The following is a 23,966-nucleotide window of genomic DNA, read 5'->3' on the forward strand; positions in this document are numbered from 1 at the left end:
ATTATTCAACACTGCAATACTACAAAAAGTTTTTTATAAAACAAGCGAACGTACGCTATAAATGAAAAATATTTTTTTTGTGGATTTTATTTTTTTATTCTTATATTTGAAATCATGAATATAGAGAAGGATTATATCAAGTTAATTTTTGGGCTGAAGCTCAAGCAGGCTAGAACAAATAAGAATTTGTCGTTATTTGGTTTGGCCAAAATCACCGACCTTTCAAAATCGTATTTGAACGAAATTGAAAAAGGAAAAAAATATCCTAAAACGGATAAAATTATTCTTCTTGCTGAAAAATTAGACGTTTCGTATGATCATATGGTCTCTTTGAAGTTGGATAATAATTTGGCCCCCATCGGTGAGATCCTCAGATCTGGAATTTTGAAAGAGATTCCTTTGGATATTTTTGGTATCCAGGAAAATGATTTAATTGATATTATAGCCAATGCACCCGCTAAGGTCAATGCGTTTATAAGTACTATAATCGAAATTGCCCAGCACTATAATTTAACGCGTGAAAGCTTTTTCTTAGCATCATTGCGTTCCTATCAGGAAGCTCACAATAATTATTTTGAAGATTTGGAGGAAAAAGTGTTGCTTTTTTCTGAGGCTTTTCATGTGGATATTAAATCCAAAATTTCCTTAGACGAATTGGGTGCGATTTTGATAGAGGAATATGGATATACTATTAAAGAGATTGTTTTTTCTGAGCAAGAGGAGCTGGGAGATTTAAGATCTATTTTTATTCCTAAGAGTAAAACTTTATTGCTATCGGAAGGTATTGATGATTCGCAAAAAGCATTTATTTTGGCCAAAGAAATTACTTACAATTATCTTGAAATCACGGAGCGTTTGTATACTTTTAGCTGGATAAAATTCGATAATTTTGATCAGGTACTCAATAATTTTTATGCTTCTTATTTTGCGGGAGCGTTGTTATTGCCAAGGCAGTTATTGATTGATGAATTGGATTTGTTCTTGTCGAAAACTGATCCGAAGCCACAAGAAATGATTGAGCTGATGGGTAAGTTTAATGTTTCGCCTGAGTCTTTCTATCAAAGACTGACTAATATTCTGCCAAAGGATTTTCAATTGAAAAATCTGTTTTTTCTTAGATTGTCACATAAGATAGGAACCGATACCTACCAGATAAAAAAAGAATTGCATATCACAAATCAGCAGGAGCCTCATGCTAATGAAATGAATGAGCATTATTGTCGTAGATGGGTTTCGATAAAAACTATAGTAGAATCAATTGCCCAAAATAAATCGCACTTTTTTGATGCTCAAATTTCTCGTTATGAAAATAGTAGTAATGAATATTTAGTGTTTTCATCAGCGACTCCTGATCCGTTTAAAAAAGATTATTTACGAAGTATCTCCGTTGGGATTTTGATTACTCCGGGGATGAAGAAGAAGTTTAAATTTATCGATAACCCGTCATTAAAGAAACAGGTGGTTGGTGTGACTTGTGAAACCTGTGCGGTGAAAAATTGTCAAGAACGTGCTTCGGCTCCAATTCAGTTGGAACAAAAAATACGTAATGAAAATACCGATTCAATTGTGCAGCAATACATGGCTAAGTATAGTTAGTCAGTTATTGATTTTAAAAAAAAATGTATCGAGAACTCTATTACTAAAGTTGTTCTCGATACATTTTGTTTTTAGATGGAAAATAGTTAAATCTAATTAACCCATTTGTAATAACGGGCGCCTATTAAATTTGGAATTTCTGTTTCTATTCTGTCTAATATCCATTCGTTTTTGGGTAGTTGAATGCTTTGTTTTTGCTCTTTCTTGTGGAGTTTTTCGTAGGTTTCAAAACCAATTTCAAAGCTTTTTTCTAAAGTTTCAAATAAATTTACTGAAGCAACTGCTGTTTTCCAGTCAGGCTGTATGGTACCTTCGAAAACTTTAGATTTTGATCCGCTTCCGTAAGCAAGAAAACCAAATTTTTTGCCGGATACTTCGTTTTTGGAATCATAAAAATGCGCTAAAGTCGATAGTAGTCCCATGAAAATAGAGCCGGTGTATAGGTTTCCAATTAATGAAGAGGCGATTTCGGCCGGTTGTAGTTTTTGACTAACAAAAGTTCGGTATTCATCCGATTTGCTTACTTCCTTTAATTTGTTTTGGTAATCAGTTGGCGATTCGTTCCCTGAAATTATTTTTGTGTCAGCATCCAAAGCGTAAATCTCTGAAAGCATACGACGACCTTGGAACGAATAAGGCAAATGCATGATGATGCTTTCCCAGGAATTATAAATGGTTTCAGAAGTGTTTTTAAGTTTTTTGAACGAAAAATAGGCGTCTCTGGTTCTGTCCATGTAACACTGGTTGGAATACTGGCCGTCGAAAACAGGTTGGTCCTTATGGATTTCAATTTCGCTTTCCAGGTTGTCAAACCAATTCTGATTGTTGTCGTTTCCGATTATTTCTTTTTTAGAAAGGGTACGGTAGGGTTTGAAGAAATCAAAAACACCTTTGGTACTAGTTGCCCAATTGTTTTCAAAAGAAATTATTCTTGGATTTGATGTGACTAGCATGGCTAAAGCTCCTGCGCCTTGGGTGTATTCTCCGGTGGAGTTTAAATCGTATTTTGCAAAATCGGTAGTAACAACAATTGCTTTTTTGGTTGGATTTAAAGTTACGAAATCAATGCAGTTTTGTAAAGCATCAACACCACCGATACAAGCAAATGTGAAGTCGACTACATCACACTCGGATAAAGTATTTTCTCCAAATTTTTGTTCCATCAAGGAGACTAAAAAGGATCCGATCGGTTTTGAGTTGTCGATAGCGCTTTCGGTGCCAACATAAATTCGTGCTATTTCATCAAGATTGATTTGGTTTTCGGTAATCAATTTTGTTAGGGCATTGGCGCCAAAAACAACGGTGTCCTGGTGTGTGTCCGGTAAAGTCATTTTAATTAAACCTAAGCCTTTTTCTAATTTTTCGGGCTCTATATTTCTGGCTTTTGCCAAAGTTTTTATGGGTAAGTGTATTTTGGCAACATCAAAAGCGATGGCATCAATTCCGGTTATCATGTTTGTTTTTTTTAACCTGTAAAGTTAAAATTACGTATTGAAACTGCAATTTTTTTATATACACAAAATAGTGTTTTTTTGTATTTTTATGGATTACAAATAAATAATTGCTTAAAATTATTGATTGTATAATTATATTTTAAAAAAGGATAGTAAACTAGCTGATTTAGTAATGTGTGACTCTTGTGTTTTTTTGCTTTTGTTTAACTAATATTCAGGAAATTAATGTTTTAGGTCTTGGTTTTTAAAGATTTGTTTGTTTCTGAGCTTGAACACTTTAAAACCATTATAAATAGTCACGAAATGGTTGTAGTTTCTTTCAAATTGGTTTATTTTTGCGTAACTTTTTTATAAATTTTATACAAATTCTTATGGCAAAATCTACGTTATTAAAGTCTTCCATTGCGAAAAAAGTTGCAATGGCTCTTTCGGGACTTTTTTTGATTATGTTTCTATCATTACATTTTTTTGTTAACTTAATTTCGGTGTTTAGTGCCGATACTTACAATGAAATGTCTCATTTTATGGGTTATAATCCTTTAATCCAGTTTGTAATGCAACCAATATTAGTTGCGGGAGTTATTTTTCACTTCGTTATGGGTTTCGTATTGGAGTTGAAAAATAGAAAAGCTAGGCCTGTTGCTTATGCAAAATTTGATGGCGCTTCAAATTCTTCATGGGCGTCTAGAAACATGATTATTTCCGGTTTGGTAGTGTTGGCCTTTTTAGGCTTACATTTCTTTGATTTTTGGGTTCAAGAAATGAACTACAAGTATATAGCAGTAAATGCTATTGATGAAACAAGATATTTTCATGAAATGGTTGAGAAATTTGAGAATCCAATACGTACAGGGATTTACTCTATTTCTTTTTTATTGTTAGCGGTACATCTTTGGCATGGATTCACATCCTCTTTACAGTCAATTGGATTCGATAATAAAATTGGGAAATCATTGCATAAAATATGCTATGCTTTTGCAATTATAGTTCCTTTTGGATTTATTTTCATCGCGCTATTTCATCATTTTAATCATTAATATCAATCTATAATGAAACTAGATTCTAAAATACCAGAAGGTCACATTTCACAGAAATGGACTGATTATAAAGACCACTTAAAGTTAGTTGCTCCAAACAACCGACCAAAAATAGATATCATTGTTGTCGGAACTGGATTAGCTGGTGCATCTGCAGCAGCATCTTTTGCCGAAATGGGTTATAATGTAAAAGCATTTTGTTATCAAGATTCTCCAAGACGTGCACACTCAATTGCAGCGCAAGGAGGTATCAATGCAGCAAAAAATTATCAAAATGATGGAGATAGTACTTTCCGTCTGTTTTATGATACCATAAAAGGAGGAGATTACAGAGCGCGTGAGGCAAACGTTCACCGTTTAGCCGAAGTTTCAGGTAATATCATTGATCAATGTGTGGCACAAGGAGTTCCTTTTGCACGTGATTATGGTGGATTGTTGGATAACCGTTCTTTTGGAGGTACACAAGTGCAACGTACTTTTTACGCTGCGGGACAAACAGGTCAACAATTGTTGTTGGGTGCTTATTCTGCATTATCCAGACAAATTGGTTTAGGACGTATCGATATGTATAATCGTCACGAAATGTTAGAATTGGTGAAAGTTGATGGGAAAGCTCGTGGAATCATTGCTCGTAACTTGATTACAGGGGAGATCGAAAGACATTCTGCTCATGCTGTAATTATTGCTTCAGGTGGATACGGAAACGTTTACTTTCTTTCTACAAATGCAATGGGATCAAACGTTACTGCTAGTTGGAAAATTCACAAGCAAGGAGCTTTGTTCGCAAATCCTTGTTATGTGCAAATTCACCCAACTTGTATTCCAGTTCACGGTACCAATCAATCTAAATTAACGTTGATGTCAGAGTCATTGAGAAACTCTGGACGTATTTGGGTTCCAAAGAAGAAAGAAGATGCAGAAGCTATTCGTGCTGGTAAAATGAAGCCAACGCAAATTGCAGAAGAAGATAGAGATTACTACTTAGAAAGAAAATATCCAGCATTTGGTAACTTAGTTCCACGTGATGTTGCTTCTAGAGCAGCAAAAGAGGTTTGTGATGCTGGTCACGGAATTGAGGCTAATGATACCAATGAAGGAGTTTATTTGGATTTCTCATCAGAGATTCAAAACAAAGGGAAACAAACGGCTTATGCCAAAGGAAATCATAATCCTTCTCAAGAAGAAATTACTTCATTAGGTAAAAAATGGTTAGAGGAAAAATACGGTAACTTGTTTACTATGTATCAAAAAATCACTGACGAGAATCCTTATGAAACTCCAATGAAAATCTATCCTGCGGTTCACTATACCATGGGTGGTGTTTGGGTGGATTATAACTTACAATCTACAATTCCGGGTTGTTTCGTTGCGGGGGAAGCTAACTTCTCTGATCACGGAGCAAACCGTTTGGGAGCTTCTGCTTTGATGCAAGGTTTGGCTGATGGTTATTTCGTATTGCCTTACACTGTTTCTGATTATTTGGCAGATGATATTCGTACTGGGAAAATTTCTACTGATTTACCAGAATTTATTGAGGCTGAAAAAAATGTAAAAGATTCAATCACTAAATTCTTAACTAATAATGGAACAAAAACGGTGGATCATTTCCACAAACGTTTAGGTTTGATTATGTGGAATAAAGTTGGAATGGGGCGTAATGAGAAAGGGTTGAAAGAAGCCATTGTCGAAATTGCTGCTTTAAAAGAAGAGTTCTATAAAGATGTTTATGTTCCTGGTAGTGCAGATGAAATGAACGCGGAATTAGAAAAAGCACTTCGTGTTGCTGATTTTATTGAATTAGGACAATTAATGGCTATCGATGGATTACAACGTAAAGAATCTTGTGGAGGTCACTTCCGTGAAGAATATCAAGATGCTGAAGGAGAAACGTTGCGTGATGATGAAAACTTCAAATTTGTGGGTGCTTGGGAATACAAAGGAGACGACATCAACAAAGAAGAACTTCATAAAGAAGAATTGAAATACGAGTTTATTAAAATAGCCGCAAGAAATTACAAATAAAAATGAGACAAAAATTAGTGAAGCTATTAATAGTTAGCGTTTATTTATTCTCTTTTTTTGCAAATGCGCAAGATGCTAATCAAGAATTAAAAAAACCTAAAGAAGGAAAATCTTTAGTTTATTTTGTAAGATCCAATAGTACTGGTTTTGCGTTGAATTTCAGAGTTTATGATAAAGATAAATTTTTAGGTCAATTGGTCTATAAAGAATATGTAGTATACGAATGTGAGCCAGGACAGCATTTATTTTGGGCTGCTTCTGAGAACAGAGATTTTGTAGAAGCAGAGTTAGAGCCAAACAAAACATACGTTATTGATGTTCAGGGACAAATGGGAGCTTTCATAGTTGGAGTTTCAGTAGTTCCATTGAAACCAAATAACAAACAAGCTCAAAAAGATTTGTATAAAATTGTCAAAAATGAAAAGATGATAGTGTATAATCCTGAGGTTATAAATTCTGTTGATAAACAAGAAAATATTATGAAAGGACTAGAAAAATATAACGAGTTAAAAGAAAAAAAATCTAATAAAATTGAAGTTCTTTCAAAAGATATGAATTTTGAGAATGCGAATAAAATTTAATAGCAGCAAATAAAAAAATAAAAATTATGAGCGCAGCAAAAAATATCAATATAACCCTTAATATTTGGCGTCAAAAAAACTCCAAAGAAAAAGGGAAAATGGAAACATACAAACTAAATGATGTTTCTACAGCCAGTTCATTTCTGGAAATGTTAGACCAGTTGAACGAGCAATTAGTAAGTGAAAGAAAAGAGCCAATCGCATTCGACCATGATTGTCGTGAAGGAATTTGCGGAATGTGTTCTTTGTATATCAATGGACGTGCTCATGGACCAGATACTGGAATCACTACTTGTCAATTGCACATGAGAATGTTCAATGATGGTGATACGATTGTTGTTGAGCCATGGAGAAGTGCCGCTTTTCCAGTGATTAAAGATTTAGTTGTGGACAGAACAGCTTTTGATAGAATTCAACAAGCAGGAGGATTCGTTTCGGTGAATACTTCTGGAAATACTATCGATGCCAATACTATTCCAGTTCCTAAAGGCGATGCTGATAAGGCATTTGAAGCAGCTGCTTGTATCGGTTGCGGTGCTTGTGTGGCAACTTGTAAAAATGGTTCTGCTATGTTATTTGTTGGAGCTAAAGTTTCGCAATATGCCTTATTGCCGCAAGGGAAAGTGGAAGCTACCAATCGTGTGTTGAACATGGTTCGTCAAATGGACGAAGAAGGTTTTGGTAACTGTACTAACACAGGTGCTTGTGAAGTAGAATGTCCGAAAGGAATTTCTTTAGAAAACATCGCTCGTATGAACAGAGAATTTTTATCAGCAAGTTTGAAATAATATTTCAAAATAGTTTATATCAAAAGCGTCCCGAGAAATTGGGACGTTTTTTGTTTACAGAATAGCCATAAAATGTGTAATTTTAAATTATGAAAGTAGCTTTAATCCAATCGTCAATTATGTGGGAAAACCCAAAATTGAATCGAAAATATTTCGAGGAAGCAATTAATGGGATTGTTGGAAGGGTAGATTTAGTTGTGCTTCCGGAAATGTTTACTACAGGATTTACAATGAATCCAGAACAGCTTGCAGAGACGATGCAAGGCGAAACAATTGTTTGGTTGCAAACCTTGGCAAAAGTCCAAAAATGTGCCATTACAGGAAGTCTGATTGTAGAAGAAGATGGAGGTTTTTATAATAGATTACTTTTTGTTTTTCCTTCTGGGGAAATGCAGTATTATGATAAAAAACATTTGTTTACCCTTGCTGGAGAAGATAGGATATATAGTAGAGGTAGTCAAAAAATCATAATTGAGTATTTAGGATGGAAAATATGTCCGTTGGTATGTTATGACCTACGTTTTCCGGTTTTTTCACGAAACACAGAAGATTATGATTTGCTTTTGTATGTTGCGAGTTGGCCAAAACCGCGTATCAATGCCTGGGATGTTTTGATCAGGGCACGAGCGGTTGAAAACATGTGCTATGTTATCGGTGTGAATAGAAATGGCTTTGATAATAACAATTTGGAATACGTCGGTCATTCACAAGCAGTCGATTTTCTTGGGAATTATGTTCTTGAGCCGCAAGAAGCAGAAGATGTTTTTATTGTGGAATTGAGTAAGGAAAAGATGATTGAAGCTAGAAAGAAACTTGGTTTTCTTAACGATCGAGACTCTTTTGTATTAAAGGATTTATAGTTTATTGTTGCTCTTCTTTTTTTCTGTTTTCTTTTTTGGTTTTGGTTCCGGCATATACGGCAGACTCAGGTCAAACGGTTGTTCCACATCCCAATTGGCACGAACATCTATTTCTTTAGAAAAATAAATTACCTCTTCGGAATATCTTTTTTCTAAATAACTTCCTGGGTCATACATTTTGTTTTTGTTGTCATCATAGATAGCGCGCAGTGAAAAAACCGCAGGCTCGAGTAAATTAAAAGTAATAACAGGATTGTTTTCGCTGTACTCAGAAGTGATAACATCTCCTTTTGCATTGGTCAATTCTATAATCATGGGGAATCGTTTTGCGTTTTGTAAAGTAACAGTAAGATTTCCGTAATCAGATGGGTTTTTAGTACCTAAGCTGTAAACTAAAGTATCGTTAGATTTTTCGTAAAAATCAGTTAAGGCTCCTGGTAACAGTGTAAAAGTGTATTTTTCTGAAGCTTCTTTTTGGAAATCAAAATACAATAGTTGATTAAAATCATCATATTCCGTTTTAAATGGTACGGAAACAGAGTCTTTATTTGTCAGTTTTATTTTTGAATTATCAAAAGTTACTAATGGGGTTGCTGATTCTAAAGTGAATCGATCCCTGAAATTTAGGATTCCTTTTTGAACTGCGGTAATGTTCAAGGTGTCTTTTTTCTGATCTTTTATTTTAACGACATAATTGCTTTCGTATTTATCTCTGGTTACAGTCAAACTTAACGAATCTGCTTTTATTGGTTTATACCAAATTTGTAAAGAGTCTTTTTTGGGTAATTGGGTAACTATAGCGGGTAAAGTTTCGCTATTGTTTTTCAAGCTTACTTTTGGTAATGCATTGGGTAAGTTTGCTTTTCCTTCATAACCCATTACTAATCTGTTTCCAGATGCCTGGCTTGGTTTGTATGTTTTAAACGGAAGTGTTTCTTTGAATAATTCTAATTCAAAAACAGTATCATTCGGGATAGAGATAAATTGTTTTATAAATCCAATTTTGTCGTTTTTAGGATTAAATTTATTGTTGTTATTGTAGTCTTTCATCGCCACTAGAAGATATTTTCCTGCTTTTAAATTCTCCAATCGAAATGTTTTTAGACTGTCCAATGTGTTTGTGATATATCGAGGTGTTTCATTGTAAACCACAGAATCTTTGAAGGTGTTGTTTACTTCGTAAAGCATGACCGAAACAAATGATTCTACCTCTTTGTTGTAAGCGTCTTTCACTCGCCCCCCGATAGCCAGTGAGTCGATATAGTCTCCCGTTGAAAATATATATTTAAATTGATTGTATGGATTGCCCTCATTATTGTCGGCTATACTTTGCCCGAAATTAAAGCTGTAGGTTGTATTGGGTTGAAGCGTGTCATTTATTTTTATGGTAATAAATTTGCTGGAAGTTGTAGGCAGAATGAGAGGCTCATTTTTCATTGGCGGTGAAATGATGAGCTGCTTTTTCAGGTCTTTTAATTTAATGAATTCGTCAAAAGTCAGTTTAATTTCATTTCCTTTAAAGTTGGTGCTGAAATTCTTTGGGAAGCTTGCTTTTAGAACTGGGGCAATCGTGTCTTTCAATCCTCCTGTTATGCTTCCTCTTTTTGCGCAACCAATGACAACTAGAAGTAGAAGTGCGATACTATATTTAAAATTGTTTTTCAACATAACAGATCAAAAATTAGGTTCCACAAAATAACAATTATATTTACTGTTATCGAAACTTTTTATCGAAATATTATGGTGTAGGTAGGGATTCTCTTTTTGGATATTTGGGTTAGACGGATTTCACTACGTGAGATGTTTCAAGGATGATTCTAGTTAAGGCGGGAGTTTCGAAAAATGACATTTTTGCTTTTAATTTATTTTTTTGTAATCCATGATCTATTTGTTTTCGAATGTGCAATTTTAAATCTAATTTTATGCGATGATTAATGAGAAATGAATTTGACTTCTTGTTTAATAAATGATTTAAATGATGAAAAAAATAGAACATATTGGAATTGCGGTTAAGGATTTAGAGATTTCGAATTTGCTGTTTGAAAAACTGTTGGGTGCTCCGGCGTATAAATTTGAAGATGTGGAAAGTGAAGGGGTGACAACATCTTTTTTTAATAATGGTCCAAATAAGATTGAACTTTTGGCAGCGACTAACCCAGAAAGTCCTATTGCTAAATTTATTGAGAAAAAGGGAGAAGGAATTCATCATATTGCCTTTGATGTTGAAGACATCGTGTCGGAGATTACGCGTTTAAAAAACGAAGGATTTGTTGTTTTGAATGAGGTTCCTAAAAAAGGAGCTGATAATAAATGGGTAGCTTTTTTACATCCAAAAAGCACTAATGGAGTTTTGATTGAATTGTGTCAGGAAATAAAATAATTTATTTAAGAGAAATAGTTTGAATAGCATCTTAATAATCAGACGGTTTCTTTTTTTGATTTGTAAATAATGCAACTATATGAAAATCTAGTTCAAAAATATTTGTAGCTAATAAAAAATAGTAGTAATATTGCAAACTCTAAACCGGTCCTATAGCTCAGTTGGTTAGAGCACCTGACTCATAATCAGGTGGTCCCTGGTTCGAGCCCAGGTGGGACCACAACAACCTCTCAAAGTTATTTATTTTGAGAGGTTTTTTTTATTAGCAATAAAAACGTAGCGTTTGGTTAATAAAAACTTATTTTTATGAAGAGGTGTCTTGGTTGTCATAATAAACTGTTCTAATTTTGACAATAGATTGTATATATCTGCGTTGTGTTTTTAAAAATAATTTTTTTTAAACAATTGATTTAGTACTTTTGAGAAATATGAAAATTGTTTCAAATAAAATTAGTGTCTTAATTGCTTTCCTGTTGGGAGTAGTGTTTGATATGGCTGCAGCTCCGCCGCCGCCAAAGCCTACTGCGATGAGTGATCCGTCTCTGGCTGGGCCGCCGGGATGGCCGATAGATGAAAATATTTTCTTTTTGTTAATCGTGGCATTACTGCTGGGTATTTATGTTATTTATAAAAATAAACTAAAAACAAAAGCTCCAATTTAAATTGGAGCTTTTGTTTTATGAAAATGACTGTTGTCTATTTATTACTGTATAGTCTTGAAACGTATTTCCCTATTACGTCAAATTCGAGATTTATTTTAGTGCCTACTTCAAAGTTTTTGAAATTGGTATGTTCGTGAGTATAGGGTATAATTGCGACGCTAAATTCATTTTTCTTCGAATCTACAACTGTTAAGCTTACTCCGTTTACTGTAATGGATCCTTTTTCAATAGTAATGTTGCTGAGGGATGGGTCGTATTCAAAAGTGTACTGCCAGCTTCCGTTGGTTTCTTTAATGGAGGTGCAGGTTCCAGTTTGGTCAACATGTCCTTGTACGATGTGTCCATCCAGTCGGTCTCCTAATTTCATGGCTCTTTCCAGATTAATGCTGTCTCCGGTTTTCCAATTAGAAATGTTTGTTTTTTTTATTGTTTCTCCGATTGCTGTGACGGTGTAAAGACTGTTTTTGATGTCGACCACTGTTAAACAAATGCCGTTATGTGCTACGCTTTGGTCGATTTGTAGTTCATTTGTTATATTAGAATCTATCGTAATGTGAATATTGTCTTTGTCTTTTTTTATTTCTTGGACGGTGCCAAGGGTTTCTATTATTCCTGTAAACATTTCTTGTTTTATTTTACTAAATTTGTACCTCAAAATTAGTAATAAATAACGTGAGGTCATGATGAAAAAAGCAGAAAATATAATAGTTGGAATTTCTATAGGAGATTTAAACGGTATTGGAAGCGAAGTTATTCTAAAAACATTTGAAGATTCGCGAATGTTAGAGCTTTGTACGCCTGTTATTTTTGCTAATGTAAAAATAGTTTCTTTCGTGAAAAGAAATTTTGAGTCAACTGCTCCAGTTCATGGGATTGATCGATTGGATCAAATTGTTTTAGGGAAGATTAATGTGCTGAATGTTTGGAGAGAAGGGATTGATTTGAATTTTGGTGAGAACGATGATAAAGTGGGAGCTTATGCGATTAAGTCATTTGTTGCGGCAACTAAAGCTTTGAAAGAAGGATTGATTGATGTATTGGTGACCGCGCCAATAAATAAATATAATATCCAGTCCGAATCATTTAAATTTCCGGGTCATACGGATTATTTAGAGCAAGAATTGGAAGGGAATGCCCTTATGTTGATGGTTCAAGATTCGCTTAGGGTTGGGTTGTTGACCGATCATATTCCATTGAGTGAAGTGGCATCGCATCTTACCGAAGAGTTGATCGTGAAAAAAATTGAAACGGTTAAACAATCATTAATTCAGGATTTTAGTATTAACAAACCGCGAATTGCAGTTTTGGGATTAAATCCGCATTGTGGTGATGGTGGTGTGATTGGAGGAGAGGAAGATGCAATACTGAGGCCGACTTTGAGAAAAATATTTGATAAAGGAACACTTGTTTTTGGTCCTTTTGCTGCTGATGGGTTTTTTGGGAGCAATCAATATGAGAATTATGATGCCGTAATTGCTACTTATCATGATCAGGGATTAATTCCTTTTAAGACTTTATCGTTTGGTAAGGGAGTAAATTATACTGCAGGTTTGAGTAAGATTAGAACATCGCCGGACCATGGTACCGCTTATGACATCGCCGGAAAGGGTGTGGCGGATTATAATTCGTTTAAAGAGGCGGTTTATTTGGCTATTGATATTTATAATTCCCGAAATCAGTATCTGGAAATTAGTCAAAAACCCCTAAAAACAAAAGAAAAACAGCTATAAACAAAAAAAGCGGAATAACATTATTAGATTTATAATAATTTTATATCTTTGCACTCCCGAAGTTTAGGGCAAATTGTTGTTGAAATGAATAAGACGAAAGATTATTTAATTCCTTTTATAGGATTAAAGCTAGGAAAACATCATTTTGAATATCAAATAAGTAACAAGTTCTTTGAGATCTTTGATTATCATGAATTTCAAAATTCAGATATCAAAGTAAATTTAGTTTTAGAGAAAAAAAGCACCATGTTGGAGTTGAGTTTCAAACATAAAGGGACTGTAAATGTTCCTTGTGATCTCACCGGCGAAGATTTTGATTTACCTATAAAGGGTAAAATGAATTTAATTGTTCGTTTTGGAGAAACTTTTAATAATGACAATGAAGAATTACTTATTTTGCCTCATGGTGAATTTGAAATTGATGTCGCGCAATATGTTTATGAAATGATTGTGTTGTCGGTGCCTCTTAGACGAGTTCATCCAGGTGTAAAAGACGGAAGTTTAAAAACAGAAGCCTTGATAAAATTGAATGAATTAGCTGTAAAGGAACAGAAAGAAGAAAATAAGAAAGAAGAAAATATTGACCCGCGTTGGGACAAATTAAAGCAACTATTAACGGATAAATAATATAGTAAAATGGCACATCCTAAGAGAAAAATCTCGAAAACAAGAAGAGATAAGAGAAGAACACATTATAAAGCTACTGTAGCTCAAATCGCTACTTGTCCAATTACTGGAGAGGCACATTTATACCACAGAGCTTACTGGCATGAAGGTAAAATGTACTACAGAGGACAAGTTGTTATAGATAAATCTGTAGCTGTTGCTTAATACATTTTTGTAAATAATATGAGAACTCTCACTATGTGAGAGTTTTTTTTGTTGTTTGTAATTTTCGTTAAATAAGGAGTTCTAAAACAATAGGTTTGGAATTTTTTTTGTAATTTTCAAGTCTTTTAAAAATTTTTCAAATGCTTGCATTTGATAGAAATAATCGGATACAATGAATACAATTACAGCCGCAATTACCGCTGTTGGAGCTTATGTTCCGGACTTTGTTCTTTCTAACAAAGTTCTTGAAACCATGGTAGATACCAATGACGAATGGATTACCACTCGTACAGGAATAAAAGAAAGAAGAATTCTTAAAGATGATAGTAAAGGAACTTCATTCCTGGCTATAAAAGCCGCACAAGATTTATTGGCTAAAGCAAATATTGATCCTTTAGAGATTGATTTGTTAATAATGGCAACTGCAACACCGGATATGCCAGTTGCATCAACGGGAGTATATGTGGCTACTGAAATTGGAGCAACAAATGCTTTTGCTTATGATTTACAAGCTGCGTGTTCCAGTTTTTTATACGGAATGTCTACTGCAGCAGCTTACATTCAATCAGGAAGATATAAAAAAGTACTACTTATAGGAGCCGATAAAATGTCTTCTATCGTAGATTATACTGACAGATCTACTTGTATCATCTTTGGTGATGGTGCGGGTGCAGTTTTGTTTGAGCCTAATTATGAAGGATTAGGATTGCAAGATGAATATTTACGTAGCGATGGAATTGGTCGTGATTTTCTTAAAATTCCTGCCGGAGGTTCTTTGGTTCCTACCTCATTAGAAACCGTTAACAATAATATGCATAATATTATTCAAGACGGAAAAACGGTTTTTAAATATGCAGTAACGAATATGGCTGATGCAAGTGAGCTTGTGGTGAAAAGAAATAATCTGACCAACGAAGATGTTGATTGGTTGGTTCCACATCAGGCAAATAAACGAATTATTGATGCAACGGCCAGTAGAATGAATTTAGATGATTCAAAAGTATTGATGAATATTGAAAAATATGGAAATACTACTTCTGCAACCTTGCCATTAGTTCTATATGATTTCGAGCATTTGTTCAAAAAAGGAGACAATATTATATTGGCCGCTTTTGGTGGAGGATTCACTTGGGGATCTATCTATCTGAAATGGGCTTACGATAAACAATAAATTTAAACTAAAAACAAGTATTATGGATTTAAAAGAAATTCAAAACCTAATCAAATTTGTGGCAAATTCTGGAGTTGCCGAAGTTAAATTAGAGATGGACGATGTTAAAATCACCATTAGAACAACTTTGGAAGGCAATGTTACAGAGACCACGTATGTACAACAAATGCCATCTCAACCTGTTCTTCATCAGGCAGTAGCTCCGCAACAAATTGCTCCGGTTGCTGCAAGTCCTGAAACTCCAGCCGTTGAAGATTCAAAATACATCACTATAAAATCTCCAATCATTGGAACTTTCTATAGAAAACCATCTCCAGACAAGCCTGTTTTTGTTGAAGTTGGGAATACCATTTCTAAAGGAGATGTTCTTTGTGTTATTGAGGCTATGAAATTATTTAACGAAATTGAATCTGAAGTGTCAGGTAAAATCGTGAAAATATTAGTAGATGATATGTCTCCAGTTGAATTTGATCAGCCTTTATTTTTAGTTGATCCATCATAAGAAATTTTGAATGATGAATTTTGTATGATGAATTTTTATTGTCATTCAATAAATTTAAAATTTATAATTTATAATTTAAAATTTCGAAAAGATGTTTAAAAAAATACTAATTGCAAATAGGGGAGAAATTGCGCTTCGCGTAATTAGAACTTGCAAGGAAATGGGAATTAAAACAGTAGCTGTTTATTCTACTGCCGATGCAGAAAGTCTTCATGTTAAGTTTGCTGATGAAGCGGTTTGTATAGGACCACCTCCAAGTAACTTATCCTATTTGAAAATGTCAAATATTATTGCTGCTGCAGAAATTACCAATGCAGATGCAATTCACCCTGGTTATGGATTCCTTTCTGAGAACGCTAAGTTCTCGAAAATATGCCAAGAACACGGGATTAAATTTATTGGTGCTTCCCCTGAAATGATTGACAGAATGGGAGATAAAGCTTCTGCTAAAGCGACCATGATTGCTGCTGGTGTTCCTTGTGTTCCCGGTTCTGTTGGAATTTTAGAATCTTATGAGCAAGCGGCAGAATTAGCAAACCAATTCGGATATCCTGTAATGCTTAAAGCTACTGCCGGAGGTGGTGGAAAAGGGATGCGTGCTGTTTGGAAAGAAGAAGATTTGTTGAAAGCATGGGAAAGTGCTCGTCAGGAATCAGCTGCAGCTTTCGGAAATGACGGAATGTATCTTGAGAAATTAATCGAAGAGCCACGTCATATCGAAATCCAAGTTGTTGGAGATTCTTATGGAAAAGCATGTCATCTTTCTGAAAGAGACTGCTCTGTACAACGTCGTCATCAAAAATTGACTGAAGAAACTCCTTCTCCTTTTATGACAGATGAATTACGTACTAAGATGGGTGAGGCTGCTGTAAAAGCTGCTGAGTACATCAAGTACGAAGGTGCCGGAACCGTAGAGTTTTTGGTTGATAAACACCGTAATTTCTACTTCATGGAAATGAATACACGTATTCAGGTAGAGCACCCGATTACAGAACAAGTAATTGATTACGATTTGATTCGTGAGCAAATTATGGTTGCTGCGGGAATTCCAATTTCGGGTAAAAATTATTTACCACAATTACACGCTATAGAATGTCGTATCAATGCAGAAGATCCTTACAATGATTTTCGTCCGTCTCCAGGTAAAATCACTACGCTACACATGCCTGGTGGTCACGGAGTTCGTTTAGATACGCATGTGTATTCTGGATATACTATTCCGCCTAATTATGATTCTATGATTGCCAAGTTGATTACAACTGCCCAATCTCGTGAGGAAGCAATTAGTAAAATGAGAAGAGCTTTGGATGAGTTTGTTATTGAAGGTGTGAAAACAACTATTCCTTTTCACAGACAATTAATGGATGATCCTCGTTATATAGCTGGAGATTATACTACAGCCTTTATGGATACTTTTAAAATGAATGATCCTGAATAAAACAAGCGATTAAATATAAAAAAACCTCACTGAAAAGTGAGGTTTTTTTATGCAAACTATTTTGCTGTTATAAGGTTTCTTTTAGCCATTTGAAAAATTCTTTTTGCCAAACTTGTGCGTTTTGTGGTTTTAAAACCCAGTGATTTTCTTCTGGGAAGTATAAAAATCTGCTTTTTATTCCTCGCAATTGTGCGGCATGGAAAGCTTCTTGTCCTTGGCCAATGGCAACTCGAAAATCTTTTCCACCTTGTATGATCAATATTGGAGTGTTCCATTTTTCAACATGGTTTATCGGATTGAAAGTTGTGTACGTTTTTTGCGCTACAGCATTATCTTTTTCCCAATAAGCGCCACCAAAATCCCAGTTGGTAAAGAAAAGTTCTTCAGTTGTGCCATACATGCTTTGCGTATTGAAAACTCCGTCATGAGAGATAAATGTTTTGAATCGGTTGTTGTGGATTCCAGCTAAATAAAACACAGAATAGCCGCCATAACTGGCTCCGACGCAACCCAGTCTGCTTTTGTCAACATAACTTTCTTTGGCTACATCATCAATAGCGGATAAATAGTCATCCATTACCTGTCCACCCCAATCTTTACTGATTTGCTCGTTCCATTCTACACCATGGCCTTGCATACCGCGACGGTTTGGAGCGACTACTATATAACCATTGGCAGCCATTAACTGAAAATTCCAACGGAAAGAATAATATTGCGTCAAAGCACTTTGTGGGCCTCCTTGGCAGTATAACAGCGTTGGGTATTTTTTAGAAGCATCGAAATTAGGAGGGAGAATAACCCAAACCAACATTTTTTTACCATCGGTTGTGGTTACATATCTTCTTTCGGTTTTGCTCAAGGCTAATGAATCGTAGGTTGCAGTATTTACATTTGACAACTGTTTCCAAGTGTTATTCTTTAAATCGTAAGCGAAAATTTCCGAAGCATGATTCATGTCGGCTCTCGTAACAATAATAGTATTGCCTGAAAAACCAACTAAATCATTGATGTCGAAATCTCCTTTTGTGATTTGGCGTACAGTAATGGCAATTCTTGTTAATCCTGGAAAATTGACTTCAAATAATTGTTTTGTCCCATCGATTGGAGCAAGAAAATATACTTTTTTACCGTCCTGACTCCATATAAAATGATCTACTGTTCCGTCCCAATTGGCAGTAAGATTCATTTTTATTCCTTTAAAACTAACAATAATGTCTTTTTTGTCGGCTTCATAGCCGTCTCGTTTCATTTGTTGCCATGTTAAATTTCCGGTCGGAGAAAATTTTGGTTCTGTATCATAACCCAGATTTTCTTCGGTTCTGTTGGTAGTTTTTCCGGTTTCGAGATTGTATTCGTAAATATTGGTATTGGTAGAAACGGCATATTGGGTGCCAGCTTTTTTCTTGCAGACGTAAAGAATGCTTTTGCTATCTGGGGACCAAATATAGTCCTCATCTCCGCCAAAAGGTTTCTGCGGGCTATCGAAATTTTCTCCTTTCAAAATATCAATACCTATAGCACCTTCTTTGTTCTCTTTGTAAAAAACATGATTGAACTTTCCTTCGTTCCAAGTATCCCAATGACGGTAATCTAAGCCGTTATAGATTTGGACATCCGATTTTTGTAATTCAGGATAAAAATCTTTCCCATGAACTGGGTCGATTTTTACTTCTTCGTTGTAAACGACATATTTCTGGTCTGGTGAAATATTCTTGTTTGTCAACACTTCTTTGGTGTCTTTTATTTCGGTCGGATTTCCTCCATTTATGGGTAAAATATAGAATTTAGAATCCGATTTATTTTCTTCTACAGATGGAGTTGTTAGTTTGTAGACTACATTTTTTCCATCTTTAGAAATTCCCAGGGGAGTTACTCTTCCTAATTTCCAAAGTAATTCGGGTGTCATTACGTTTTGTGCCATAGCATTTAAGCTGATCAGTGTTAGGGTTAAAAACAGTGTTCTTTTCATGAAAATAATTAATTTTTAATGGCTCAAAATTAGCTATTTTAATTCCATTTTTGTTGATTTTAACTTTAGTTTAGCCCAGATGGGAACGGCATCCTTTTTCTTTTTTCTTTAAAAAGAAAAAGATATAGTGTACAGCTGGAAATAGCTCCAAAAAATATTATTTTTATAAAAAAATATTCAGATGCAACTCAGTTATTGGGAATTAAAAAATTGGTTTACAAATATAGATTACGCAATTGTTGGTAGTGGAATTGTGGGTTTACACGCCGCATTACGGTTGCGTGAAAAATTTCCTGACAGTAAAATTTTAGTTTTAGAAAAAGGAATGTTGCCACAGGGTGCAAGTACGAAAAATGCCGGATTTGCCTGTTTTGGAAGTATTTCGGAGATTATAGATGATTTAAAATCCCATTCAGAAGAAGAAGTGGTAAGTCTTGTTCAGAAACGTTGGCAAGGTTTGCAATTGTTGCGGAAAAGATTGGGTGATACGGCAATAGATTTCAGGCCTCATGGTGGATATGAATTGTTTTTAAAATCGGATGAAAGTTGTTACGCCGAATGTGTCCATCAGTTGCCATTTATAAATGAGATTTTGAAGCCTCTTTTTAAAGCTGATGTTTTTGCAAAAGAAGTAGATCGTTTTGATTTTAAAGGGATTCAGGAGTATTTGATTTTCAATCCGTTTGAGGCACAAATAGATACTGGAAATATGATGCAGGCTTTATTAAAAGAAGCTATTGCCGAGAATATATTGATTTTAAATCAGCAAACGGTCACTTCCTATTCAGATACTGAAAATGGGGTTGAAGTGGCACTGGGAGAGTTTAGCTTTGTTGCCAAAAAATTATTGTTCGCCACAAATGGTTTTGCCAATGCGCTTACCAATGGGGGTGTAAAGCCGGCAAGGGCACAAGTCTTGATAACGGAACCGATTGCCAATTTGGACATTAAAGGGACTTTTCATCTCGATAGAGGTTATTATTATTTTAGAAATATTGGAGATAGAATCTTATTGGGAGGGGGGCGAAATCTAGATTTTGATGTAGAGACAACCACTGAATTTGGGCAGACAGAAATTGTGCAAAAAAAATTGGAACAATTGCTAAAAGAAGTAATTTTGCCCAATCATGATTATCAAATTGCCCATCGTTGGAGCGGTATTATGGGAATAGGAAACAGTAAAAAGCCGATTGTTTCGCAATTATCAGATAATGTGTATTGTGGCGTAAGGTTAGGAGGAATGGGTGTGGCGATCGGAAGTTTAATAGGTCAAGAATTAGCAGATATAGTAATGTAATGGCAACAAAAATAACCCCAAAAAAAAAGCAAAATAAAGCAAAACAACCTACAAAAAAAGGAGATGATTCTTTTATGAGTAAAGTAAAACGATTTCTATTCAAGGCCCTGTTGTGGTTTTTTGGTCTTTCTATTTTTTTTGTAGTGCTTTTTAAATTTGTGCCGGTTCCATTCACTCCGTTAATGGTTATTCGTGCCATTGAGAATAAAATGGATGGTAAGGAAGTTTATTTTGACCATGATTGGGAACCCATTGAGAATATCTCCATGAATTTACAAAAAGCGGTCATTGCCAGTGAAGATGGAACTTTCTTGACGCATCATGGCTTTGATTTTAATGCCTTGCAGAAAGCATATAAAAACAACGAAAGAGGCAGAAAAATAAAAGGAGGAAGCACGATTTCGCAACAAACAGCTAAGAATGTATTTCTTTGGCAGGGCAGAAGCTATTTCAGGAAAGGACTGGAAGCTTATTTCACTGTTTTGATTGAAATAATATGGGGGAAAGAACGAATTATGGAAGTGTATTTAAATAGTATCGAAATGGGAGATGGTGTTTACGGAGCACAAGCAGCTACGCAATACTGGTATAGAAAAGATGCTTCCAGCTTGACAATGAAGCAAGCGGCCGGAATTGCAGCGATATTGCCTAATCCTCGTAAATATAAAGCGACAGGTTCTTCTTCGTATATCAATAACAGAAAAGCCAAAATTGTCCGCGTGATGAGGCATATTGGAAAAATCGATTATAAGTAAGATTTGAAAAGGTTTTGCATCAGGAAATACTTGCGTGGTAATGCAATGGTTTTAATCGGAAACCTTCGATTTTGAAAATAAAAAAACCGTAATTACTTAAATATAAGTGATTACGGTTTTAAAAAAGTGGAGAAGATGGGGCTCGAACCCACGACCTCTTGACTGCCAGTCAAGCACTCTAGCCAACTGAGCTACATCCCCGATTCGGCAGCAAATATAATATAATTAAAGGTTATAAAACAAATTTCCAAAAAAACAAATTCACTTATTCAAAAAAAAGAATAAACAAGCACTAATAGTTTTAACTTTACATTAAAATTGGTTCTATGGTATCACAAAATGTAAGCGGGTCAGTACTTATTTCTATCGAAAATAAAATTGCGACTTTAGAATTCGGGCATCCGGCCAGTAATTCTTTTCCAAAAGAATTGTTAGATCGTTTTGCCAATGAAATCGATAAGTTAAGTACGAATCCAGAAGTTTCGATACTACTGATTAAAAGTCAAGGTACCGGGGTTTTTTGTGCTGGAGCTTCATTTGATGAACTTTTGGCCGTTTCTAGTAAAGCTGAAGGAACAGCGTTCTTTTCTGGTTTTGCAAATCTTATTAATGCGATGCGAAAATGTCCCAAATTGATAGTGGGTCGTATTCATGGAAAAGCAATTGGTGGTGGGGTAGGTATTGCTGCTGCCTGCGATTATGTTCTGGCGACACAACAAGCCTCAATTAAATTATCAGAGCTGGCCATAGGGATTGGTCCCTTTGTAATTGAACCTGCTGTTTCCAGAAAAATTGGAAAAACGGCTCTAGCAGAAATGACCTTGGCTGCACATGAGTGGAAAACGGCCGGCTGGGCGAAAGATAAAGGATTGTTTGCCAATATTTTTGAAACAACTGAAGAACTTGATGCTGCTGTGGTTGGTTTTTGTTCGCAATTAGCCAGTTACAACCCGGATGCTTTAATCGAAATGAAGAAAGTACTTTGGGAAGGAACAGACCATTGGGAAACCTTATTAACAGAACGCGCGGCTATTTCCGGAAGATTGGTATTGTCCGATTTCACCAAAAGCGCATTGAATCAATTTAAAAAATAATTAGAATGAGAATCTTATCTTTAATTCAACAGGTAAATATAGAAGAAAAGCTGCAAAATGCTACTGATCCAGCCTATCAAACAGGTGTCATTATAGGTTCATTTATTCCATTTGTCATTTTAGTTGGGGTCGCATATTGGATGTATAGCAGAGCCAAAAAAAGAGAGGATAACCTTTAATTATTTTGTAAATTTGCAACCAAAATATAAGTTCGATGAGCAATATCAGAATTACAAAGCAATTTAGTTTCGAGACTGGACATGCCTTATACGGGTATGACGGAAAATGTAAAAATGTTCACGGACATAGTTATAAATTATCAGTGACCGTAATTGGGACTCCAATTGAGAATCGTAATGATGTGAAATTTGGGATGGTTATTGATTTTACAGATTTGAAAAAAATCGTAAAGGAAGAAATTGTAGACCAATTTGATCATGCTACCGTTTTTAATGAAACCACCCCTCATATAGAATTGGCAAACGAATTAAAAAATCGTGGACATCACGTTATTTTAGTCGATTATCAGCCGACAAGTGAAAATATGGTGATTGATTTTTCCAAAAGAATTATGGGAAGATTACCTGAAGGGATTAAACTTTTTTCTCTAAAATTACAAGAAACTGAATCTTCTTTTGCAGAATGGTTTGCAAGTGATAATTTGAAATCCATACTTTAATTTCATGCAATTACCAAACAATAAAAAAATATACTTTGCTTCCGATCAGCATTTTGGTGCACCAACTCCCGAATTAAGTTTTCCTAGAGAATTAAAATTTGTAGCCTGGCTCGATCAAGTCAAAGAAGATGCCGAAGCCATTTTTTTATTGGGAGATTTATTTGATTTTTGGTTCGAATACAAAACAGTAGTGCCAAAAGGTTTTGTGCGTGTTTTAGGTAAATTGGCTGAGATCAGTGATAGCGGAATTCCAGTCTATTTTTTTGTTGGAAACCATGATTTGTGGATGAATGACTATTTTCAGAACGAATTAAATATTCCTGTTTTTCACGACAATAAAGAGTTTACTTTTGGTGGTAAAACTTTTCTAATCGGACATGGTGACGGAAAAGGTCCTGGTGATATGGGATACAAACGCATGAAAAAAGTTTTCACGAATCCGTTCTCAAAATGGCTTTTCAGATGGGTACATCCGGATATTGGCGTTAGATTGGCTCAATACCTTTCGGTTAAAAATAAACTGATTTCGGGTGATGAAGATGTTAAGTTTCTTGGCGAAGAAAATGAATGGCTTATTTTGTATTCTAAAAGAAAATTAGAAACCAAACATTATAATTACCTTGTTTTTGGACACCGTCATTTGCCTATGAAAGTATCTGTCGGTGAAGATGCAGAATATGTGAATCTTGGTGATTGGATAACGTATTTTACCTATGGTGTTTTTGATGGAGAAAATTTTGAGATAAAAAAGTACTGCCCCTAATTCAGTCCCTCTCCAAATAAATAAGCATCAAGATTTATTTTGAACAAAGTGCCTTCAATCAGGTCTTTAATGGCGTGTAATTCTTCCATGGAAACGGCCAAGTCAATTTGAATGCAAGGTGTTCTCAGTAAAAACTTGTGACATTGATTTTTTAGTTCGCATTCTTCACAGCAGCTGTTTTGTTGATAGCTGTCTTCAATGCAATTCTTGAATTGTTGAAGTTCCTGCATGTTAAAGTAAAATCCCGTTTCTCTAAAAATTAACTGAACTTTGTCTGTGGCGATGCTATTTTCTTTTCTCCAGTAAAAAGAAGTGCCGAAATCATTATTATAAATTTGTTTTATTTCTTTCATGAAG

25 protein-coding genes and 2 tRNA genes are annotated in these 23,966 nt (G+C 35.0%); 21 read left to right on the forward strand and 6 right to left on the reverse strand.

What is annotated here, in order from left to right:
* Nucleotides 1–114: 114 nt before the first annotated feature.
* Nucleotides 115–1,596 carry a helix-turn-helix domain-containing protein gene (locus tag ABEB23_RS13335; protein WP_348813106.1) on the forward strand — a complete coding sequence of 494 codons (1,482 nt, stop codon included), beginning with the start codon at nucleotides 115–117 and terminating at the stop codon, nucleotides 1,594–1,596.
* A gap of 92 nt (nucleotides 1,597–1,688) precedes the next feature.
* On the opposite strand, the gene ABEB23_RS13340 is transcribed toward ABEB23_RS13335, so the two are convergent.
* The gene (locus ABEB23_RS13340; RefSeq protein ID WP_348813107.1) at nucleotides 1,689–3,050 is read right to left on the reverse strand and encodes a hydroxymethylglutaryl-CoA synthase family protein; all 1,362 of its coding nucleotides are present in this window, start codon (nucleotides 3,048–3,050) and stop codon (nucleotides 1,689–1,691) included.
* A gap of 371 nt (nucleotides 3,051–3,421) precedes the next feature.
* On the opposite strand from ABEB23_RS13340, the gene ABEB23_RS13345 reads away from it, so the two are divergent.
* The 5 genes from ABEB23_RS13345 (at nucleotide 3,422) to ABEB23_RS13365 (ending at nucleotide 8,338) form a co-directional block, all read left to right on the forward strand.
* Complete coding sequence (locus tag ABEB23_RS13345; protein ID WP_348813108.1) at nucleotides 3,422–4,087, forward strand: succinate dehydrogenase cytochrome b subunit; 666 nt, start codon at nucleotides 3,422–3,424, stop codon at nucleotides 4,085–4,087.
* A gap of 12 nt (nucleotides 4,088–4,099) precedes the next feature.
* The gene (locus ABEB23_RS13350) at nucleotides 4,100–6,109 is read left to right on the forward strand and encodes a fumarate reductase/succinate dehydrogenase flavoprotein subunit (protein WP_348813109.1); all 2,010 of its coding nucleotides are present in this window, start codon (nucleotides 4,100–4,102) and stop codon (nucleotides 6,107–6,109) included.
* 2 nt (nucleotides 6,110–6,111) lie between these two features.
* Nucleotides 6,112–6,690 (forward strand): hypothetical protein, encoded by a 579-nt coding sequence (locus tag ABEB23_RS13355; protein WP_348813110.1) that lies wholly within the window; start codon nucleotides 6,112–6,114, stop codon nucleotides 6,688–6,690.
* 26 nt (nucleotides 6,691–6,716) lie between these two features.
* A complete protein-coding gene (locus ABEB23_RS13360; protein ID WP_348813111.1) occupies nucleotides 6,717–7,478 on the forward strand; it encodes a succinate dehydrogenase/fumarate reductase iron-sulfur subunit in 762 nt (253 codons plus the stop codon).
* Nucleotides 7,479–7,567: 89 nt separating this feature from the next.
* Nucleotides 7,568–8,338 carry a nitrilase family protein gene (locus ABEB23_RS13365; RefSeq protein ID WP_348813112.1) on the forward strand — a complete coding sequence of 257 codons (771 nt, stop codon included), beginning with the start codon at nucleotides 7,568–7,570 and terminating at the stop codon, nucleotides 8,336–8,338.
* On the opposite strand, the gene ABEB23_RS13370 is transcribed toward ABEB23_RS13365, so the two are convergent.
* The gene (locus tag ABEB23_RS13370) at nucleotides 8,333–10,006 is read right to left on the reverse strand and encodes an Ig-like domain-containing domain (RefSeq protein WP_348813113.1); all 1,674 of its coding nucleotides are present in this window, start codon (nucleotides 10,004–10,006) and stop codon (nucleotides 8,333–8,335) included. The genes ABEB23_RS13365 and ABEB23_RS13370 overlap by 6 nt on opposite strands.
* 310 nt (nucleotides 10,007–10,316) lie before the next feature.
* Here ABEB23_RS13370 and mce point away from each other — a divergent pair, with 310 nt between their 5' ends.
* The 3 genes from mce (at nucleotide 10,317) to ABEB23_RS13385 (ending at nucleotide 11,380) form a co-directional block, all read left to right on the forward strand.
* Nucleotides 10,317–10,718, forward strand: coding sequence for a methylmalonyl-CoA epimerase (mce, locus tag ABEB23_RS13375; protein WP_348813467.1), 402 nt, complete (start codon nucleotides 10,317–10,319; stop codon nucleotides 10,716–10,718).
* Between the two features lie 146 nt (nucleotides 10,719–10,864).
* Nucleotides 10,865–10,938, forward strand: a tRNA-Ile gene (locus ABEB23_RS13380).
* Between the two features lie 208 nt (nucleotides 10,939–11,146).
* Complete coding sequence (locus tag ABEB23_RS13385) at nucleotides 11,147–11,380, forward strand: hypothetical protein (RefSeq protein WP_348813114.1); 234 nt, start codon at nucleotides 11,147–11,149, stop codon at nucleotides 11,378–11,380.
* A gap of 34 nt (nucleotides 11,381–11,414) precedes the next feature.
* Here the strand turns inward: ABEB23_RS13385 and ABEB23_RS13390 are convergent, their stop codons facing one another.
* Complete coding sequence (locus tag ABEB23_RS13390) at nucleotides 11,415–12,002, reverse strand: riboflavin synthase (RefSeq protein WP_348813115.1); 588 nt, start codon at nucleotides 12,000–12,002, stop codon at nucleotides 11,415–11,417.
* Nucleotides 12,003–12,060: 58 nt separating this feature from the next.
* Between ABEB23_RS13390 and pdxA the strand changes: the two genes are divergently transcribed.
* The 6 genes from pdxA to accC all read left to right on the forward strand — a co-directional run bounded on the left by pdxA (nucleotide 12,061) and on the right by accC (nucleotide 17,052).
* Nucleotides 12,061–13,110 carry a 4-hydroxythreonine-4-phosphate dehydrogenase PdxA gene (pdxA, locus tag ABEB23_RS13395; RefSeq protein ID WP_348813116.1) on the forward strand — a complete coding sequence of 350 codons (1,050 nt, stop codon included), beginning with the start codon at nucleotides 12,061–12,063 and terminating at the stop codon, nucleotides 13,108–13,110.
* Between the two features lie 84 nt (nucleotides 13,111–13,194).
* Nucleotides 13,195–13,737, forward strand: coding sequence for a YceD family protein (locus ABEB23_RS13400; protein ID WP_348813117.1), 543 nt, complete (start codon nucleotides 13,195–13,197; stop codon nucleotides 13,735–13,737).
* Nucleotides 13,738–13,746: 9 nt separating this feature from the next.
* Complete coding sequence (gene rpmF / locus ABEB23_RS13405; RefSeq protein ID WP_007137315.1) at nucleotides 13,747–13,941, forward strand: 50S ribosomal protein L32; 195 nt, start codon at nucleotides 13,747–13,749, stop codon at nucleotides 13,939–13,941.
* A 172-nt stretch (nucleotides 13,942–14,113) separates the two neighbouring features.
* On the forward strand, nucleotides 14,114–15,112 hold the full coding sequence (locus ABEB23_RS13410; protein ID WP_348813118.1) for a beta-ketoacyl-ACP synthase III: 999 nt from the start codon (nucleotides 14,114–14,116) through the stop codon (nucleotides 15,110–15,112).
* A 22-nt stretch (nucleotides 15,113–15,134) separates the two neighbouring features.
* Nucleotides 15,135–15,614 (forward strand): acetyl-CoA carboxylase biotin carboxyl carrier protein, encoded by a 480-nt coding sequence (gene accB / locus ABEB23_RS13415; protein ID WP_348813119.1) that lies wholly within the window; start codon nucleotides 15,135–15,137, stop codon nucleotides 15,612–15,614.
* Between the two features lie 91 nt (nucleotides 15,615–15,705).
* Nucleotides 15,706–17,052: an acetyl-CoA carboxylase biotin carboxylase subunit gene (accC, locus tag ABEB23_RS13420; RefSeq protein ID WP_348813120.1), complete on the forward strand. Its 1,347-nt coding sequence runs from the start codon at nucleotides 15,706–15,708 to the stop codon at nucleotides 17,050–17,052.
* A gap of 67 nt (nucleotides 17,053–17,119) precedes the next feature.
* Here accC and ABEB23_RS13425 read toward each other — a convergent pair whose 3' ends face one another.
* Nucleotides 17,120–19,021 carry a S9 family peptidase gene (locus tag ABEB23_RS13425; RefSeq protein ID WP_348813121.1) on the reverse strand — a complete coding sequence of 634 codons (1,902 nt, stop codon included), beginning with the start codon at nucleotides 19,019–19,021 and terminating at the stop codon, nucleotides 17,120–17,122.
* A gap of 181 nt (nucleotides 19,022–19,202) precedes the next feature.
* Between ABEB23_RS13425 and ABEB23_RS13430 the strand changes: the two genes are divergently transcribed.
* Both ABEB23_RS13430 and mtgA read left to right on the forward strand, forming a co-directional pair.
* Nucleotides 19,203–20,318, forward strand: coding sequence for an NAD(P)/FAD-dependent oxidoreductase (locus ABEB23_RS13430; protein WP_348813122.1), 1,116 nt, complete (start codon nucleotides 19,203–19,205; stop codon nucleotides 20,316–20,318).
* Nucleotides 20,318–21,073 carry a monofunctional biosynthetic peptidoglycan transglycosylase gene (gene mtgA, locus ABEB23_RS13435; protein WP_348813123.1) on the forward strand — a complete coding sequence of 252 codons (756 nt, stop codon included), beginning with the start codon at nucleotides 20,318–20,320 and terminating at the stop codon, nucleotides 21,071–21,073. The genes ABEB23_RS13430 and mtgA overlap by 1 nt, the downstream gene beginning before the upstream one ends.
* Before the next feature lie 127 nt (nucleotides 21,074–21,200).
* Here the strand turns inward: mtgA and ABEB23_RS13440 are convergent.
* A tRNA-Ala gene (locus ABEB23_RS13440) sits at nucleotides 21,201–21,274 on the reverse strand.
* Between the two features lie 125 nt (nucleotides 21,275–21,399).
* On the opposite strand from ABEB23_RS13440, the gene ABEB23_RS13445 reads away from it, so the two are divergent.
* From ABEB23_RS13445 to ABEB23_RS13460, 4 genes are read left to right on the forward strand one after another with little or no spacing between them, the layout of a single operon-like run.
* The gene (locus ABEB23_RS13445; RefSeq protein WP_348813124.1) at nucleotides 21,400–22,167 is read left to right on the forward strand and encodes an enoyl-CoA hydratase/isomerase family protein; all 768 of its coding nucleotides are present in this window, start codon (nucleotides 21,400–21,402) and stop codon (nucleotides 22,165–22,167) included.
* Nucleotides 22,168–22,172: 5 nt separating this feature from the next.
* Nucleotides 22,173–22,346 carry a hypothetical protein gene (locus ABEB23_RS13450; RefSeq protein WP_348813125.1) on the forward strand — a complete coding sequence of 58 codons (174 nt, stop codon included), beginning with the start codon at nucleotides 22,173–22,175 and terminating at the stop codon, nucleotides 22,344–22,346.
* A gap of 35 nt (nucleotides 22,347–22,381) precedes the next feature.
* Nucleotides 22,382–22,846 (forward strand): 6-pyruvoyl trahydropterin synthase family protein, encoded by a 465-nt coding sequence (locus ABEB23_RS13455; protein WP_348813126.1) that lies wholly within the window; start codon nucleotides 22,382–22,384, stop codon nucleotides 22,844–22,846.
* Nucleotides 22,847–22,850: 4 nt separating this feature from the next.
* Complete coding sequence (locus ABEB23_RS13460; protein WP_348813127.1) at nucleotides 22,851–23,609, forward strand: UDP-2,3-diacylglucosamine diphosphatase; 759 nt, start codon at nucleotides 22,851–22,853, stop codon at nucleotides 23,607–23,609.
* Here ABEB23_RS13460 and ABEB23_RS13465 read toward each other — a convergent pair.
* Nucleotides 23,606–23,962 carry a hypothetical protein gene (locus tag ABEB23_RS13465; RefSeq protein ID WP_348813128.1) on the reverse strand — a complete coding sequence of 119 codons (357 nt, stop codon included), beginning with the start codon at nucleotides 23,960–23,962 and terminating at the stop codon, nucleotides 23,606–23,608. The genes ABEB23_RS13460 and ABEB23_RS13465 overlap by 4 nt on opposite strands.
* Nucleotides 23,963–23,966: the final 4 nt, after the last annotated feature.

Source organism: Flavobacterium maritimum (assembly GCF_040049085.1).
Classification (GTDB): domain Bacteria; phylum Bacteroidota; class Bacteroidia; order Flavobacteriales; family Flavobacteriaceae; genus Flavobacterium; species Flavobacterium maritimum.